Genomic DNA, 17,566 nt, shown 5'->3' with positions numbered 1-17,566 from the left:
TTAAATACAAGTCAATCGATGTTTGAAAGAGGTATCTCTTTTTTATTTGAAAGGAAAGAGAAAAAATGAATCAAACGACGTTAACGAAACTACAGTACAATGAAATGATTCAAAAAATAAAAGAAAAAGCCATTGGCAAGCATAGTCAAGCAATCATTGAAGAATGGCTTCCCAAAAATAATCTTGCAACAGTGAATAAACGCCAAGCGGAAACGAAAGAAGCACGCTTGATTTTAGATAGTCAGCAACATGTTCCCTTTATGGGGCTGAGTCGGATTACTTTGCTCACTGAACAAGTCAAGAAAGGGTTGATTTTACCTCCAGGAGACTTAATCGAATGCGGTGATTTTTTACGAAGTAGTCGTCTCATTCGCAAGTTTTTTGAAAAAAATCAATATCAAACGCCTTTGCTGTATAGCTATAGTTGTTATTTACCTGAATTGCTTGAAGTGGAAGAAGCGATTGATCGCAAAATTAGCAATCAGAAAATACGTGATACAGCAACTACGCAATTAGCTAAAATTCGTAGAAGAAAAATGGAAATCCAAAAAGAAATTCAAGATAAACTAATGAAGTTCATTCGCCATGGGAAAAATAAAGAAATGATTCAAGAAGCGATGATCGTCAAAAAAGGCGAGCATTATACCGTTCCGATTAAGGCGAGCTATAAGAATAAGGTAGCAGGAATGTTAATCGAAGAATCAAGTAAAGGACAAACGGTCTTTATCGAACCCAGTGCTGTCGCAAAATTAAATGAGCAGTTGAATGGACTAACAATGGAAGAAACCATCGAAGAATATCAAGTTTTAGCGGAACTAACAGGATATTTAGCTGAGAATGAACGAGTGATTGACCAAGCGATTGAAACCATCACAGTGTTTGATTGCATCTTTGCGCGAGCTAAATACAGTCGCGAATTGAATGGCGTCACACCTTTAATGAATAAAGAAGAGCGTATCCATCTTCTGGCAGGACGTCATCCGTTCCTACCGGGAGAGGTGGTTCCTTTAGATTTTCATTTAGGAGAAACGTATCGAGGTTTAGTCATCACAGGAGCAAACGCCGGAGGCAAGACGGTAGTGTTAAAAACCGTTGGATTACTCACGTTGATGGCAATGATTGGACTACAAGTGCCTGCGAAAGAAGGCACGGAACTTGCCGTCTTTGACCAACTTTTTGTCGACATCGGTGATCAACAAAATATGGAAGATGCCTTAAGTACCTTCTCAGGTCATCTAAAAAATATCAGTGAACTATTGCCACAGATTAAGCGACACACGCTCGTCTTATTTGACGAAATAGGGAGCGGTACAGAACCAAATGAGGGGGCTGCTTTAGCGGTTGCTATCATGGAAGAGATTTATCAAAAGGGTGGGATTGTGGTTGCAACGACTCATTACGGTGAGGTCAAACGCTTCTCTCAAGAACACGAGGATTTTGTGACAGCGGCGATGGCCTTTGATCAAGAAAATCTCAAGCCCTTGTATCGCTTAATTGTGGGTGAAGTGGGAGAAAGTCAAGCCTTATGGATTGCGCAAAAAATGGCCATTTCGAAAAAAGTCATCGACCAAGCCCAAAAATATATTGATAAAGAAGCTTTTACGACAACACGAAAAGTTTTTAACCAAATAGTCAAAATGAAGAGCGAACCGAAGGAATCTTATTTTCACTTTCAAAAAGGTGATCGCGTTGAATTAACTGAAACAAAACAAATTGGATTGATCTATCATGATCACCAACAAGAGAAAATAGCTGTCTTTGTCAAGGAAGAAGTGAAGGAGTGGTGACGTTAAGAGTCATCGCTCTTTTCTTTTCTTTTTTCTTCTAAACAAACGTTTTTAATGGAAAATAAGCAGTGGAAGTGATTTTATTTTAGTGAAAGTAATGAGCCGGACAAAGAGACTTCCAATCCAATAAAAGGAATCCCAAGGACGTGCCTCAAATGAATTGTCTGATACTCCCCATCAACGATTTGTTGTGTTTTTTTGATAATTCGCTTCAAATTATGGTAGAAAATCTTTCTTTTAGGATGAATTGTTAATATTTTAATGGAAATTTTCTGAAATATTAAGTATACTCTTGCTAACTCTTTAACAAGAAAAGGAAGTGGGATTTGTTGGAAACGAAAAAACTAAAACGAGAAATTACCTTGATGGGTGCGTTATCGACGGTAATGGGGACCGTAATTGGCGCAGGCGTGTTCTTCAAGGCAGCCGCCGTCGTTGCCCACACGCAATCAGCAGGACTAGCATTATTTGCTTGGTTACTCGCAGGCTTTTTAACCATTTGTGGTGGTTTGACTGTAGCAGAACTGGCGACAGCTATTCCAAAAACGGGCGGTGCCATTCAATACATTGAAGTCACCTATGGAAAATTACCGGCGTTTTTACTTGGTTGGGCCCAGTCGATTATTTACTTTCCAGCTAATATTGCCGCTTTAAGTATTATTTTTGCGACCCAACTGATTAATTTATTGCGTTTAAGTAATGAGCTCTTAATTCCTCTAGCTATGATGACTGCAATCAGTGTGACGGTGATTAATCTCTTAGGCACCCGGGTGGCTGCTCGTGTTCAGTCGTTTACCTTAGTCGTTAAATTGTTACCGATTATTGCGATTGTCCTTGTCGGTCTTTTCATACCGGGAGAAGTGACTGTCTCTTTAGTCAATCTAGAAATCGGTGGAGACAAGTCATGGTTGGCGGGCTTTAGTAGCGCCTTGTTAGCGACGTTGTTTGCTTATGATGGTTGGTTAAATGTTGGGAATGTCGCAGGAGAAATGAAAAACCCGGTTAGAGACCTACCCAAAGCAATTATTTTAGGGTTGAGCTTTGTCACGTTAATATATTGGGCGATTAACTTTGTTTTTCTAAAAGTCCTACCTGTCGATCAAATTGCAGGGAATCTAAACGCGTCGTCAGAAGCTGCGGCAGTATTATTTGGTACCATTGGTGGGAAAGTCATTACAATTGGTATTTTGATTTCCGTTTATGGAGCGCTAAATGGTTATACGATGACCGGTATCCGTGTTCCTTATGCGTTAGCGATGCAAAATGATTTTCGTTTTAGTCCGGCGTTCATTAAATTAACGCGTAAAACCTACGTTCCTCTGTTGTCTGCTTTTTTACAGTTAGGTATTGGCTGTGGCATGATTCTGATCGGTAGTTTTGATTTATTAACCGATATGCTTGTCTTTGTCATGTGGTTCTTTAGTATATTAATTTTTGCGGCTGTCTTTATTTTACGCAAAACGCAACCTGATTTAATCCGGCCTTATAAAGTTCCGTTCTATCCGATTACCCCGCTGATTGCGATGTTTGGTGGACTATTTATTTTAATCATGACGACAGTTACCCAACCAATACTTGTCCTTTCAGGAATTGGCCTGACCCTGTTAGGGATTCCTGTGTATTATTACGGGAAAAAGTAGTAACAATAGATTTTTTGTCAAATGAAGCCAGACAATTGCTCGGTCTTTCCATCACTCAAAAAGACGTCTAGTGGCGCTTGATCATGTATTGACATGATTTTTTTATTCTCGTACGCTTGTCATTTTCCGATTTACCCTCCACAAACTCGTCGATAAATCATTAATCACTCAAAAATTTGCTATACGAATTTTAGAACTTCTCTATTAATAAATGTGTCAGAAACTTAATCGTTTTTGACGCATTTTTACATTCGCGGTACAATAGATTTACGAGTGTTGCATAAACTGATGTCAAAAATTGAAGGAGATTTCGCATGATTATCGAGAATAAATTGGGTTTAACCAGTCAAGTCGAGTTGGCCAAAACTGAAGAAAAACTCAGCAAACAAAAAGCGAAGGAATTATATGATTCTGGAAAAATAAATGAAATAGAAGTTGGTACTTTTAAAGGCTTATCTGAAATTCATGAATTTCTCTTTTCAGAGATTTACGAGTTTGCCGGAAATATTCGATCCGTCAATATCGCAAAAGGGAATTTTCGATTTGCGCCGGTTATGTATCTAGAACATTCGTTGAAGCATATCGATCAAATGCCACAGTCATCTTTTGAAGAAATTATTAAGAAATATGTCGAGATGAATATCGCGCACCCGTTTCGAGAAGGAAACGGCCGGAGTACTAGAATTTGGTTGGATATCATTTTAAAAGAGGAATTACAAAAAGTTGTCGATTGGAACTTGATTGATAAATCAGATTATCTTTCGGCAATGGAACGCAGTCCGATTAATGATTTGGAGATACGCTATTTGATTTCGAACGCCCTAACCGATAAGATTGATGATCGCGAGTTATATATGAAAGGAATCGACGTCAGCTATTTCTACGAGGGGTATTCTGAATATACGATAGATGATTTATAAGAGTAGGTGGGTTAATTGACAAATATGGGGATGCACGTGCCTCAACTGCTTATCAAAGTATCGAGGATGAATAATAAGCAACTTGCGATTATTCTGTCATGGCTTGCCAAGTATTAAATAGTAGATTTGTATAGGCACTTTTTTAAGAAAAACTTTAATTATTGATACAAAATGGCATATTGTTAACAATTAAAATTATTTAATCAATCAACCATCACTTCTATTCTTTTTTTCTCAAATGAAGCCAGACAATTGCTCGGTCTTTCCATTACTCAAAAAGACGTCTAGTGGCGCTTGTTTGTGTAATGATTTTCTAGGTCTGTCATTTTTTGCGAATGTTAATCATTGTTAGTCATGTCGATACACGATACTTTGGGTTTTATCGCTCATTCGTATCAGGTACTGACATGCCTTTTTTGTTTATTGTCGTATGCATGTCATTTTCCGCTTGACCCTTATTATTTTGACAGGAATGTGTTGCTGAGAAACTTCTATATACTATTAATACAAAATAAATTGCTCATGACGGACGTTACATTTCGAAGTATAATACTAGCAAAAGGTGAGGGGAAATGAAGCAGATGATAATCGAAACAGTGGCAAAACGAATGAATGAGGCCAACTATTGGCCCAATCAAGATGCTCAGTGGCAAAATGAGATACATTCATTATTAGAAAAAGCGATTGAGTATGATGGAAGGAGAATGACATGAGAATCTTTCTTTTAGGAGCAACAGGAAAAATAGGTACTGTCTTTCTAAATATGGCGCTAGCAAAGGGACATCCTATTACCGCGTATGTGAGGTCACCGGAAAAGCTAACAATAGCTGAAAATCTGACTATTATTCAAGGAAACTTAGAATCAATCCCCCAAATGTCTGCGGCGATGCGTGATCACGATGTTGTCGTATCTTGTCTAGGTGGCAATGATAATGATCAATCGAACGTAATCCAAAAGTTTACGGAGGTAATCGTCGCTAGCATAAAAGAAAGCAATGTATCTAAGATTGTAGCCTTCTCAACGGCAGGCATTCATAACGAATTCTCATGGGTGACAAACTTCATTCTTACTCTTTTTTATAAACACGTGATCAATGATCATCGATTGACAACACAGGTCATTATGACAAGTGGGTTAGATTATACACTCGCGCGACCGCTCTCATTAACAGAGGGGGGCTTATGAAAAGCTATCGAAAAATGACGATTGGCGTTCCAAAAGGTGGGAAAAATATTTCAAGACAAGATTTAGCACATTTTTTATTAGAAACCATCGAAAGTGGAGACTACCACAATGAAACAGTAGGCTTGGCATACTAGGAATGAGACCACGTCTGTACAAAAATCGATTTTAGTCCAAAAGGTAATACAGTTTTGATCTCAAATCGATTGAGTGAACATCTAATCCGTTTTTTAGTGCGCAGTGAGTGTTGCAATACAAGTGCTTCAAATCATAAAATTGTCTATATGAGGTTCTTTTTCATTTGACAAAAGTTCGAACAAGACGCACCATGAAAATAAGAAGGAAGCAATCCAGGCTTTTTTAGAATGAGTAGGAGTGGTTATCGTGGCTTTAATGACATTAAAAAATGTAAATAAGTACTATCTTTCGGGTAGTGATTTGCGTTTTCATGCACTAAAAAATATTAATTTATCGTTTAATAAAGGCGAATTAGTCTCCATTATCGGAGAGTCCGGTAGTGGGAAATCGACGTTGATGAATCTGATTGGTGGTTTGGATCGCGATTTTGAAGGAGAAATACTCGTCGATGGTGTGAATATTGGAACGTATAATGAAAACCAACGAGTGATGTACAATAAAGAGAAGATAGGATTTGTGTTTCAAAGTTTTAATCTGATTCCCCATTTAAATGTGTTGGAAAATGTGGCGTTAGCCATGACCTTATCCAACGTCAGTAAAAAGATTCGCGTTGAACGAGCGAAGAAAATTCTCGCTGAGGTCGGCTTAGAAAAACAATACTATAAAAAACCGAATCAATTATCGGGAGGACAAAAACAACGTGTCGCGATTGCACGATCGCTTGTGAATGATCCAGAAATTATTATTGCAGATGAACCGACAGGCGCGCTAGATTCTGAAACGGCTGATCAAGTCCTGCAAATCTTTAGCGAAATTGCGGCTAGTGGCAAATTGGTGTTACTGGTCACCCACTCAGAAAGAGTCGCGGCACGTTCGAGTCGCATTGTGACGATAGCAGATGGCTCGATCATTTCTGATCAAGAATATCCTGAAAATCAAGTGTATCATTCAAAAGAACATCTTAGTCGCTTTAGTTTAACGAGTCGTCCAAAAAATCGGAACTTATCATTTTTCGCCGCGATGAAATTAGCCTTTTTAAATATGAAGGAGAAATTTTCAAGAAGTGTCCTCATTGCCCTTGGCGGTAGTATCGGCATTATGAGTATTATTTTGATGCTCTCTTTAGGTTCGGGTGTGAATGCCTATTTAACGAATCTCATGCAAGAGCAAGTGAATCCCGTCGTCAGTGAAGTTCGAATGCCGGAACCAGAAGAACAAGAAACAAGTAATTCTTCAACGAGCGAAATCACAGGGGATCCAACAGGCATGCCAATGGATCCCGCTCAAAATAGTCCTGTGATGCGAAATGATAACGTTCCTTTTGAACAAGCCGATTTAGAAACCCTAGAGAACATTGATGGAGTAGCATCGCTTGAAAAAGGTTATTCGACTTTTTCACTAGGAAATAATTCGATTATGTATAACGATCGCTATCGCTCCTTTATGAATTTTATAACGATGTCCTCGATGATTACGACGGCAAACTTGAGTGAAGGAGAGTTCCCGCAAGAAGGCGAAATCTTAATCACGCAAGGAATTGCCGATAGTATTGGTGAAGACAGTATCGGCAAAGAAGTCACCGTTACGTTAATGATGGATGGCGTCATTACAAAAACAGATATGGTAATTAGTGGGATTTTTGCTTCTAGCGATGCCGTCGGTCCAACGGCTGTCTTTGACTCGATTTATATGAATTATGCGGATGTTGAAGCCATCGCGCAAGCCAATGACATCGAGTTACAGCCGAATGTTGTGTACCTGGTAGCAGAAGATGCGCAAGCCAATACTCGTGTCAAAGAAGAAATCAAGACACTGGGTTACCAGGGATCTGCGATGGAATCCATTGCGACATTATTTACGGATATGATCGATATTTTCACGTATATTTTAGCGGGAGTTGCTGGCTTATCATTGTTTGTTTCAGCGATTATGATTCTAACCGTTCTTTACATCAGTGTGGTGGAGCGGACGCAAGAAATTGGTGTGATCAAAGCGACAGGTGGAAGAAAGAAAGATATTCGTCGGATTTTTGTTTCGGAGTCCTTTTTAATTGGCGTCTTTAGCGGTAGTTTTGGTGTCGGCTTTGCTTACATCTTGTCAATTATTGGTAATCGAGTAGTTGAACAACAATTTGGTACGACCATCTTTTTAGTGGAATATCAGTTCATCGTGATGGGAATGGTGATCAGTATTTTACTAAGTGTGATTGCGGGACTCTTGCCATCGGTTCGCGCGTCCCGTCTCGATCCTGTCGAAGCGTTACGCCACGAGTAACCAACCCTATTTCATCGTACTTTAAACGGTCCTCTTTAATATGGAGAGGGTCGTTTTTTTTATGAGAAAGTGTGCGAAGTTTCCATCAATGAAACACTCAGAAAACCTCGTTGGTTGTCAAGAAATAATGACGCTTGAGTTCGTCTGCTTCATATTGAGAAGTGTGATAAAATGTGTTATATTTTTCAATTGGAACTTCTTTTTTGAGAAAAGAAGAATGGATGGGTTTCCCCGATAAAGAGGAGAATTGATTGTGAATACAACAGCATTATTGGTTGGATTATGTCCAGTGATTGGATGGGGATTATTCCCAACGGTGGCAGCCAAAATGGGTGGACGTCCGGTCAATCAAATTTTAGGGACGACATTGGGAACCTTTGTCTTTGCATTGATTTTTTCATTTTCAACAAAAACTGCATTGCCTGAAGGAAAAGATTTGCTATTCTCGTTGTTATCTGGGATTGGCTGGGCCTCGGCACAAATTATTACGTTTAAATCTTTTGAGTTAGTCGGTACTTCAAAAGCGTTACCGATTACGACTGCTGTTCAGTTACTTGTGACGTCATTGTGGGGTGCTTTTTTTCTAGGAAATTGGCCAGGCGTGACGAATAAATTGATTGGAATCTTTGCCTTAGTCTTAATTGTGATGGGTGCGAGAATGTCTGTCTGGACAGAAAAGAAAGATGCGCAAGATAGCGCAAGGTTAAAACGTGCGGTCTTCTTATTAATAGTTGGTGGGATTGGGTACTGGGCGTATTCCGCTGCGCCACGAGCTACGAATGTCGATGGGATGACTTCTTTTTTACCACAAGCGATTGGAATGCTTTTGGTGGCCTCTCTTTATAGTCTATTTCTGACAGTAACGCAAAAAAATGAAACCTCTCCTTTTAAAGAAAAAGTTTCTTATTTGCAAATGATCTCTGGTTTCTTTTTTGCTTTTGCAGCCCTCACGTATCTCATCTCCGCACAACCCAACATGAACGGTTTGGCAACGGGTTTTATCTTATCGCAAACGTCAGTGGTTGTCGGAACATTAACGGGTATTTATTTCCTTGGACAAAAGAAGACGAACAAAGCAATGAAAGTGACGGTTTTGGGGTTAGGGTTCATTATTCTAGCGGCAACGATCACCGTCATGATTTAACGGGTGAAACTCACGGTAGGATTATCGTGAGTTTTTTTATTTAGAAACGCAATATGTGGATGCGAGAAAAATTTTTTTGATTCATTCTTACGTCGAAAAGGCGAAATTCTTGTTTTATAAAATTAAATTGTGTAAAATATAAATAGAGGAGATGTGGTGAGAGAAATGATTCGACAAGTTGTAAGTGAACAATTGTGTTTTGCGATTTACAATGCTCAAAAAGAATTTTCGAGAATGTATACCGCAGCGTTAGAACCGTACCATCTGACTTATACGCAATACTTAGCATTACTCGTATTGTGGGAAAATGATCAGCGAAGTATTACAGAAATTGGCGAGGCGTTATCATTAGATAGTGGGACGTTGACGCCCATGATCAAACGCATGGAACAAAACGGTTTTGTTACGCGGGCACGAAGTCAAACAGACGAACGAAAAGTCGTCGTTAGCTTAACGTCTAAGGCAAAGGAGTCAAAAGAGGCCATTTTGTCGAAGGTAACGAGTTGTTTGGCTATTGTCACTGAAGATGAGGAAAATTATTTTGACTTACTGAATCAAATCAATCAGTTAGCAAAAAAAGTAGGAGGAATCAGCAATGAAAAAAGTTTATGAAACAAAGATCACGAACACTGGCGGACGCGAAGGTGAAGTGTATTCACCGGATCATCTCTTTGAACACAAGGTGACTTCCCCTGGCAAAAAGGTCGAAAATGCGACAAATCCAGAACAGTTATTTGCAGCTGCTTATAGTGCCTGTTTTAATGGTGCACTAGAACTCGTCATGGAACGAGAAAATGACGTTCATCCAAGTGAAGTATCCGCTCGGGTCAGCTTGTTTGCAGACGACGTCGAAGGATTCCATATTGAAGTAGTTCTTGAAGTTAAAATCGATGGCGTAGAAGAAGCACGCGCATTAGAACTTGTGAAATTAGCGGATGAAGTGTGTCCTTATTCAAAAGCAGTTCGTAATAATGTGAAAGTAACGTTTGAGATTGTCTAATTGAATAGATAGATTTTACAGAACGAAGGCTAAGTTATTGCCTTCGTTCTTTTTTATTTTAAAAAAATCGGAACTGAAGTAACTAGAATCACATTATTTTAAGATATCTGTACGAGATTCAGGAAATCACAAAAAGAAGCTATGACAGCCGTCACAGCTCCTTTTTGTTTTCTTTATATGAGTGAATTCGCAAGCATTGCTTCTAATTTACGGCGTTTGACTTTCATGGTAGCTGTCCGGGGAATTGCGTCAAAGTCTAAAAGAATCGCTTTGTTTAAATGAGGCAAGTCTTCGACCGCTTGCCACCAAGCATCCCAATCCATTTCGGCGTCAGCAGCGAGTGCCAAAATCGGTTGTGGGTAATGTTCTTTATCTTTCACAATCACGACTTCTGATAAGAAATCGAGTTTGTCTAATAAAAAATCTTCTAACGCTAAGCTACTATCAATGGATTGGATTAAATCAACTTGGCGGTCTTTTAAGAAAAGTGCACCTTCTTCATTCATCACGCCGTAATCTCCGCTGTCCCACCAAATATCGTAGCAATTTTCTGTAAAGCGTTCATCTTCTTTGAAATAGGTTAATGCCCGACCTTTTGAGCGGAAATGAATATTTCCCGGAGTGTTGGCTGGAAGGGGGTGTCCATTCTCATCGACAATCCGTGCTTTCGTTAACTCTCCCAAACCAAATCCCATATCGCGTGCGTTATTTTCGTGAATAGTCGAAAGGCGGTGGCTCTTTAAGATCATTGGTCCGCATTCACTTTGACCGTAGACTTGTAAGAAAACAGGATCATTTGCGGCACTAGCCGTTAAAAAGGCTGCCATCGTTTGATTGTTAATCGCGTCGAAAGTGGAATGATAATAACGAATCGAAGAAAACGCATGCGGCGCTTTTTTCGTTGCTTCTTGCCACTGAACAAAATGATTTGGATGGGTTTCTAACGCTAGTGGTTGTTCTTTTTCGAGCATCGTAATCAAAGAATCAACTTTAGGACTGGCTAAAGGCATCAAAGAAAAACCAAACGCCATTGCCGAAGAAATCCCAATATTAAAACGTGAGTGCACGGGAGAAATATGAAAAGCGAGTAGTCCTTTTTCTTTGATTTTCCCGAAGACTTCCCGTTGCCAGGTTGTCCGCCAACCCATCGACTGGGCAGAATGACAAATAAGTTTAGGTACGCCTGTCGTGCCTGAAGTATGAGTAATATAAGAAATCTCCTCTAATGCGAGCTTTTCTTGAGGAACGGGTGCGTATGAAGTCGCTAATAACTGTGCGACACTGATTTGTTTCTCAGTTGGATAATTAGCTAATTGCTTAATGACTGGCTCGGTTTGTTGATCGTAAATAATAAATGGCTGGGCAAGTCGCTCGCCAAAAATTTCCATTGTTTTAGCTGGGAAATGATACGAAATCATCGCTGGGACAGCGCCTAAATAGGAAACAGCAACGGCAAGTAAGTACGTATCAAATTTAGGACTTTTAAAGAGAATCACTTTATCGCCTTTTCTGACACCAAGCGCAGATAATTGATAAGCACGTTGTAAAATAACTTCTAGGCTGTTCTGGTAAGTGCTTCGTAATGCTAATTCTGGAAAAGCGACTAAGATTTCATCAAAAACGAGCTCGGAATTAGAGAAAGATTGAGCATACTCTTCATAATTGCTGTATAAATTTAAGGGGATCATCGTGTGTTCGGGCATTTATTTTCCTTCTTTCTTCTAAAAAACAACATGAGACAATCCTATTTTAGCATAATAATAGTAATTCTTGATATCTTTTTTTAAAAAGAACAAACCGTTTTATAAGTTGAAGTCACTATTTTAAATTGTAATAAAATAGACAAATTCATCCGGCGAACAAGTTTAAAAAATAGAAAAGGAGTGTCGAATCCTTACAATGATACTTATCGAAAGAAGATTGGAACAAAATCGTTGAAAAGTCTAGCCTTTTATTTATGGAATTGGTATAGTAGGGAAGTTATCACGTTTTCTACACATTTTTTGTGTCTTTGTTTTAGTAAGCGTTAAGTCCCTTGCCCAGAAAGTCGATGTTGCTGTGAATCGATGAATACTTAATGACTGAATTACACAACATCGTAATGACAATTAAATAGCAATCAGAGGAAAACAGTTTTTTTGTTTTTGAATAAAGGTGGTACCACGAAAGTATCTTTCGTCCTTAGCTAGCGATAGCCGAGGGCGTTTTTTGTTTTTTTGAAAGAATCGAAACTGTTAAAGTTAAAAAGTCGTTCTCTAAGAAGAGTACGTTGTAAAAAAAGATTTCAAGGAGGTGTTTTCGCAGTGAACTGTGGGGGAATGATTCGTTATCGCCTTTTGATTGCAGAATAAACAATCAACTAAAAGGAGCAGAAAGAAATGAATAAAAAAAGTCAACCAAGTATTTTAGAAGCTAGTCTTGTCTTAACCTTCATTATTGCCAGTATCGCCCTGAGTGTCATTGTTTTAAAAGTGACGCCGAATATTGCGATTTTATTTTCCGTTGCACTCGTGTTGCTTTATGTGGTCATCAAACGCATCCCGTTTGACCGTGTCAACGAAGGAATTGTGAATGGCATTAAACCCGGTATTATCCCTATTTTTATCTTTTTATTAGTCGGTGCCTTAATCTCCGTGTGGATTCAAGCTGGAATTATTCCAACATTAATGGTCTACGGTTTTAAAATGATTAGCGTCAAATGGTTTGTTCCCTCAATCTTTATTGTGTGTGCGATTGTCGGAAGTGCGGTCGGTAGCGCCTTTACGGTAATGTCGACCATCGGGATTGCCTTTTTTGGAATCGGGACAACCTTAGGTATTCATCCGCCACTGATTGTCGGTGCCATTGCCTCAGGCGCTATTTTTGGTGATAAAATGTCGCCGCTCTCTGAATCGACCAACTTAGCTGCTGCGATTGCAGAAGTTGATTTATTTAAACATATTCGAAATATGATGTGGTCTACCATTCCTGCATTTATTGTCTCATTACTCTTGTTTTCAGTTCTAGGGATTTCTGAAAGAACCGTTGATTTGGCAGAGATCGAGCTTGTTGTTCAAGTATTAGAAAGTCACTTTACGATTTCATTGTGGGCATTACTCCCAATCGTGACGATGTTTGTCTGTGCTTGGCGTCGAATACCAGCCATTTTAACGCTTTTATTGAATATCGGTATCGGCATTATTTTTATTCTTGTTCAAACGCCCGAAACGCCGATTATTCAAATTGCTAGTTTTATCGAATCAGGTTTTGTCTCCGATACGGGGAATCGAGCCATTGATCTACTGCTGTCGCGTGGAGGAATAGCCAGTATGATGCCGACCGTTTCTCTGATTCTGTTAACATTATCTTTAGGCGGATTGTTAATGGAAACCAATTTGATTGGGGCAGTGATGAATGTTGTGGCTCATCAATTAAAAAGGACATCAGGAGTCATTATTGCGAGTCTGTTGACATCAATTGGAGTGAATTTATTTATTGGTGAGCAATTTTTATCGGTTATTTTACCCGGTAATGCTTTCAAGCAAGTCTACAAAGAATACCACATCGATTTAGTCGTCTTAAGTCGCTCATTAGAAGATGGCGGAACGGTGATGAATTACTTAATTCCGTGGGGGATTGCGGGCAGCTTTGTGGCGGGAACCTTTGGTATTCCAACCATCACCTATTTACCATTCGTTTTCTTTAGCCTGCTTTCGCCCATCTTTTCCATGCTTAGTGCCATTACTGGAATAGGTGTGAGCTATACAGATGGGACTCCTAGTAAGAAATTTTTTGGTGCAAAATAAATCAGGTAGTGAAGAAGGGAGGAAAAAAGTTGTTTTGCTCTGAGAAAATACAGATCCACTCACACAATTGGCTCTTTTCATTGCGCGAGTGGCACTCAGTTGACAGAGCAGACGGTTGTCCTCCTTTTATTACAAATTAAACATTCATATAACAGAAAAGGGCTGGGGATATCTCACAGCCTTTTTTTGTGGTCTCACAAGCCCCCCAAAACATCACGATGGCTTTTTCTAAACGCCTGCCCTCATAAAATCAGATGTATTTGGGAATGAATGGTGCAATTTCAAAAAAATATTTCGCTTTATAAAATATCTTAAAGAGATACTTTTATCAACAAAAGTTAACAAGTAATCCTTTGATGTTTTTTATATTTACTCTTATACTAAGAAGCGTGGAGGGGATTAGATGAAAATTGGTCAAATCATTAGCGAAAAACGCAAAGAAAAAGGCATTACTCAACAAGAATTAGCCGAATTTGTCGGTGTCTCAAAAGCAGCTGTCTCGAAATGGGAAACGGGCTTAACCTATCCTGATATCACCTTACTACCCTTGCTTGCGGCCTACTTCGATGTTTCAATGGATCAGCTATTAGACTATCATTCACAGCTTTCAGCCAAAGAAATTCAGCGACTCTATACCATGCTCAAAAAATCATTAGAAAAAGACTCTGGTGAAGTTGTCTTAACGAATCTTCGTCGTTTGGTGCGTCGATATTATTCTTGTTATCCGTTCGTGTTACAGATGGGCTTATTTCTCATGAATCATTTTGATTATTTCCCTGCAATGGAAGGTGAAAACAAACAACAAAAGTATATGAATGAAGCCAGAGAATGGTTTTTACACGTAAAAAACGCAACTAAGGAAGTCGCACTTGTCAATCAAGCAAGAAATCTAGAAGCCTATACGTTGTTGTTATTGCAACAACCCGACCAAGTCCTCGCGTTATTAGGTGAATATGTTCCTGCTTATTTTCCAACAGAAACCTTAATCGCGGGTGCTTTTCAGCAACAAGGAGAAGGCCAACGGGGAATTGCCACCTTACAAAGTAGCATTGCGCAATATATTTTTGTACTGATGAGTGGTTTTACGAACTATTTACAATTTTTATTAGCTGATGAAGAAAAATTTCAAATGACGTACGAACGAGGAAAAAAAATTGCCGAGACGTTTGAATTAACGACCCTTCATCCGATTATTTTGATGAATTTCCAACTATCCGCTATTTTTGGTTTCGCGCAATTAGGGAAACATACGCAAACGATTGAAGTGTTAGAGGCATTTGAAAGCACGCTGCGTCACACCGACTTTGAACTCGAACTTCATGGCGATGCCTATTTTGATCAAATTGATGAGTGGCTTGCACAACTTGATTTAGGTCCGCAAATGCCAAGAACAACGAAGAATATGAAATACGAGTTTCTGACGCTAGTAGTAGACAATCCCTTATTAAAACCGTATCAAAATGAAACGATTATAAAAAAACTAAAAGAAGTAAAGGAGTCTCAACATGAATAATTCTGAATTATTTTTTAACAATTTACCCTTGTTTATTCCATTAATCCTCTTAAATATTGGTTTAATGATTACAGCCGTGATCCATGTGTTAAAACATCCTAAATATCGTTTTGGTAATCAGGTGTTTTGGCTGATTGTCGTAGTGTTTTTCCAATTTTTTGGTCCCGTTCTGTATTTCGTTTTTGGTAAAGGAGACGAAGAATGAATCTTTTAGAAGTCAGACAAGTCAAGAAACAGTTCGGGTCAAATGTTGTCTTAAACAATCTCACTTTTTCAATTCCACAAGGCAGTATATTTGGGTTTGTTGGGAAAAATGGTGCTGGAAAAACAACGACGATGAAATTGATTTTAGGTCTGGAGACAGTCGATGAAGGGGAGATTTATCTCAATGGTCAAAAAGTAACCTTCGGGAAACCGGCGACAAATCATTCGGTCGGATACTTACCGGATGTTCCAGAATTTTATGATTATATGACTGCACGTGAATACCTACTTTTTTGTAGTGAGATTACCGCTATTCCCAAAAATGAGCGGGTAAATCGTGTAGCAGAAATGTTGCAATTAGTTGGATTAACCCAAGATAAAAGAAAAATTAAAGGCTTCTCTAGAGGAATGAAACAACGATTGGGAATTGCGCAAGCATTATTAAATAAACCAGCCTTTTTAATTTGCGATGAACCTACTTCCGCGCTTGATCCTACCGGGCGTATTGAATTTTTGGCGTTATTAGCCTCTTTAAAGGACGAAGTGACGATTTTATTTTCGACACATATCTTAAGTGATGTCGAACGAATTTGTGATTACGTGGGAATCTTGGACCAAGGTGCCTTACAAGTGGTAGGCACGCTGGAGTCTTTAAAAGAACGCTACGCGAAGCCTCAAATTGAATTGAATTTTGAAACGCAAATAGAGGCGCAACAATTTGCGGCAAAGTTATCAGATAAAAAGATTCAATGTATCGATTCGCAAGTATTGTGGTCTTATGAAGGAACCTATTCGCAAGCCTTTCATGACGTAGTAGAGATTTTACTTCAAGAAGCATTTACCGCTAAAAGTATTTCTCATATCGCCCCTTCTCTTGAGCAAATATATTTGGAGGTGACAAAATGACTCAATTCCTAGCCTTTAGTAAAAAAGAACTTTTAGAAACGTGGCGTACGAAAAAACTTGTTTTGCTTTTTGTCATTTTTATGATATTTGGCTTAATGAGTCCATTGGTGGCTAAACTAACACCAGAAATTCTAAAAATGAGTTTTGGTGAGGAGTTTCCTATTGTCGCGCCAACGTCACTTGATTCTTGGATGCAATATTATAAAAATCTAAGTCAAATCGGTCTCTATCTTTTTGCCATTGTCTTTAGTGGCGTGGTCAGTCAAGAAATTCAAAAAGGGACGCTCGTTCATTTGGTGACGAAAGGGTTAAATCGTTCGGTGATTATCGGAAGTAAATGGTTCATTCTCTATTTACAATGGACGTTGATTCTCAGTCTTTCATTTGTCATTACTTTTGGTTATACGTATTTTTATTTTCCAGATAACGCCTCCGCTCATCCTTGGCTCGCCTTTTTTCCTCTTTTGATTTTTGGCTTGTTTTTTTGTAGTCTGATTATTTTTACTTCAACAGTTGCAAGAAGTTCCTTCGAAGGATTATTGTTAACCATTTTCGTGATGATCCTCGGTTATATCGGAGGCGTCTTCGAATCCTTGACGACCTGGAATCCCGTCTCTTTAATTGGACAAAATCTGGCTATTTTACAAGGTACGGATCGATTATCGGAGTATCTTCCGAGTATTCTTGTTACGTTGCTGCTGACTATTGTGTTAATTGTCATGAGTATTAACGTTTTGAAACGAAAAAAAATATAAGACGCTTTGAAATACTAGTTCTGCTTAAAAAGAGCTAGTATTTTCTTTTTTTTATAGTAAAATACTTATTAGAAAGCGTTTTCTTTTTATAGGAGGTGTCAAACGATTGGTGAAACTAAAAGGGGAGTGGTTAGTCTTGGTGCATAAGTACCGCTATGAGCGCAGTCGTCTTTTGCTAATCAAACGTTAAAATCAAGTGTGGTGGTTCCGTGTGTCGTTAGTGAGCCATATTTATTTTTTTGTCTCATACGAAATGATTCTTTTATCAGCGCAATGAAGACAAATGGTTCATCTATTATTTAAAATGAAGCAAAACT

15 protein-coding genes and 1 pseudogene are annotated in these 17,566 nt (G+C 38.8%); 15 read left to right on the top strand and 1 reads right to left on the bottom strand.

Annotation, left to right across the window (positions count from 1 at the left end; translation table 11 throughout):
• Positions 1 to 65 precede the first annotated feature (65 nt).
• From IGI68_RS02270 to IGI68_RS02225, 10 genes and pseudogenes are all read left to right on the top strand, one after another.
• A pseudogene (locus tag IGI68_RS02270) lies at positions 66 to 1,775 on the top strand (endonuclease MutS2); the annotation flags it as partial.
• Positions 1,776 to 2,152: 377 nt separating this feature from the next.
• Positions 2,153 to 3,427 (top strand): APC family permease, encoded by a 1,275-nt coding sequence (locus IGI68_RS02265; protein ID WP_438733197.1) that lies wholly within the window; start codon positions 2,153 to 2,155, stop codon positions 3,425 to 3,427.
• A gap of 314 nt (positions 3,428 to 3,741) precedes the next feature.
• On the top strand, positions 3,742 to 4,347 hold the full coding sequence (fic, locus tag IGI68_RS02260; RefSeq protein WP_071874405.1) for a protein adenylyltransferase Fic: 606 nt from the start codon (positions 3,742 to 3,744) through the stop codon (positions 4,345 to 4,347).
• A gap of 572 nt (positions 4,348 to 4,919) precedes the next feature.
• Entirely contained in the window at positions 4,920 to 5,060 is a 141-nt protein-coding gene (locus IGI68_RS02255; RefSeq protein WP_273230926.1) for a hypothetical protein, read from the top strand.
• A complete protein-coding gene (locus tag IGI68_RS02250) occupies positions 5,057 to 5,533 on the top strand; it encodes an NAD(P)-dependent oxidoreductase (RefSeq protein ID WP_438730082.1) in 477 nt (158 codons plus the stop codon). Before IGI68_RS02255 ends, IGI68_RS02250 begins: the two co-directional genes overlap by 4 nt.
• Positions 5,530 to 5,667: a hypothetical protein gene (locus tag IGI68_RS02245; RefSeq protein ID WP_273230930.1), complete on the top strand. Its 138-nt coding sequence runs from the start codon at positions 5,530 to 5,532 to the stop codon at positions 5,665 to 5,667. The genes IGI68_RS02250 and IGI68_RS02245 overlap by 4 nt, the downstream gene beginning before the upstream one ends.
• Before the next feature lie 256 nt (positions 5,668 to 5,923).
• Complete coding sequence (locus tag IGI68_RS02240; RefSeq protein ID WP_438733194.1) at positions 5,924 to 7,942, top strand: ABC transporter ATP-binding protein/permease; 2,019 nt, start codon at positions 5,924 to 5,926, stop codon at positions 7,940 to 7,942.
• A 253-nt stretch (positions 7,943 to 8,195) separates the two neighbouring features.
• Positions 8,196 to 9,086: a ribose/proton symporter RbsU gene (rbsU, locus tag IGI68_RS02235; RefSeq protein ID WP_438730078.1), complete on the top strand. Its 891-nt coding sequence runs from the start codon at positions 8,196 to 8,198 to the stop codon at positions 9,084 to 9,086.
• A gap of 165 nt (positions 9,087 to 9,251) precedes the next feature.
• Complete coding sequence (locus IGI68_RS02230; protein ID WP_438733192.1) at positions 9,252 to 9,698, top strand: MarR family winged helix-turn-helix transcriptional regulator; 447 nt, start codon at positions 9,252 to 9,254, stop codon at positions 9,696 to 9,698.
• Positions 9,682 to 10,086, top strand: coding sequence for an Ohr family peroxiredoxin (locus IGI68_RS02225; protein WP_071874409.1), 405 nt, complete (start codon positions 9,682 to 9,684; stop codon positions 10,084 to 10,086). The genes IGI68_RS02230 and IGI68_RS02225 overlap by 17 nt, the downstream gene beginning before the upstream one ends.
• 173 nt (positions 10,087 to 10,259) lie before the next feature.
• On the opposite strand, the gene IGI68_RS02220 is transcribed toward IGI68_RS02225, so the two are convergent.
• A complete protein-coding gene (locus IGI68_RS02220; protein ID WP_438730074.1) occupies positions 10,260 to 11,789 on the bottom strand; it encodes an AMP-binding protein in 1,530 nt (509 codons plus the stop codon).
• A gap of 675 nt (positions 11,790 to 12,464) precedes the next feature.
• On the opposite strand from IGI68_RS02220, the gene nhaC reads away from it, so the two are divergent.
• From nhaC to IGI68_RS02195, 5 genes are all read left to right on the top strand, one after another.
• Positions 12,465 to 13,871: a Na+/H+ antiporter NhaC gene (nhaC, locus tag IGI68_RS02215; protein ID WP_438730071.1), complete on the top strand. Its 1,407-nt coding sequence runs from the start codon at positions 12,465 to 12,467 to the stop codon at positions 13,869 to 13,871.
• 403 nt (positions 13,872 to 14,274) lie between these two features.
• Positions 14,275 to 15,384: a helix-turn-helix domain-containing protein gene (locus tag IGI68_RS02210; protein WP_071874414.1), complete on the top strand. Its 1,110-nt coding sequence runs from the start codon at positions 14,275 to 14,277 to the stop codon at positions 15,382 to 15,384.
• Positions 15,377 to 15,589 carry a PLD nuclease N-terminal domain-containing protein gene (locus IGI68_RS02205; RefSeq protein ID WP_438730067.1) on the top strand — a complete coding sequence of 71 codons (213 nt, stop codon included), beginning with the start codon at positions 15,377 to 15,379 and terminating at the stop codon, positions 15,587 to 15,589. The genes IGI68_RS02210 and IGI68_RS02205 overlap by 8 nt, the downstream gene beginning before the upstream one ends.
• A complete protein-coding gene (locus tag IGI68_RS02200; RefSeq protein ID WP_438730064.1) occupies positions 15,586 to 16,494 on the top strand; it encodes an ABC transporter ATP-binding protein in 909 nt (302 codons plus the stop codon). The genes IGI68_RS02205 and IGI68_RS02200 overlap by 4 nt, the downstream gene beginning before the upstream one ends.
• Positions 16,491 to 17,249 (top strand): ABC transporter permease, encoded by a 759-nt coding sequence (locus IGI68_RS02195; protein ID WP_071874417.1) that lies wholly within the window; start codon positions 16,491 to 16,493, stop codon positions 17,247 to 17,249. The genes IGI68_RS02200 and IGI68_RS02195 overlap by 4 nt, the downstream gene beginning before the upstream one ends.
• Positions 17,250 to 17,566: the final 317 nt, after the last annotated feature.

It is taken from the genome of Enterococcus sp. DIV1314a, assembly GCF_051713805.1.
GTDB lineage: Bacteria > Bacillota > Bacilli > Lactobacillales > Enterococcaceae > Enterococcus_I > Enterococcus_I aquimarinus.
This window is presented reverse-complemented; position numbering and strand designations above follow the sequence as displayed.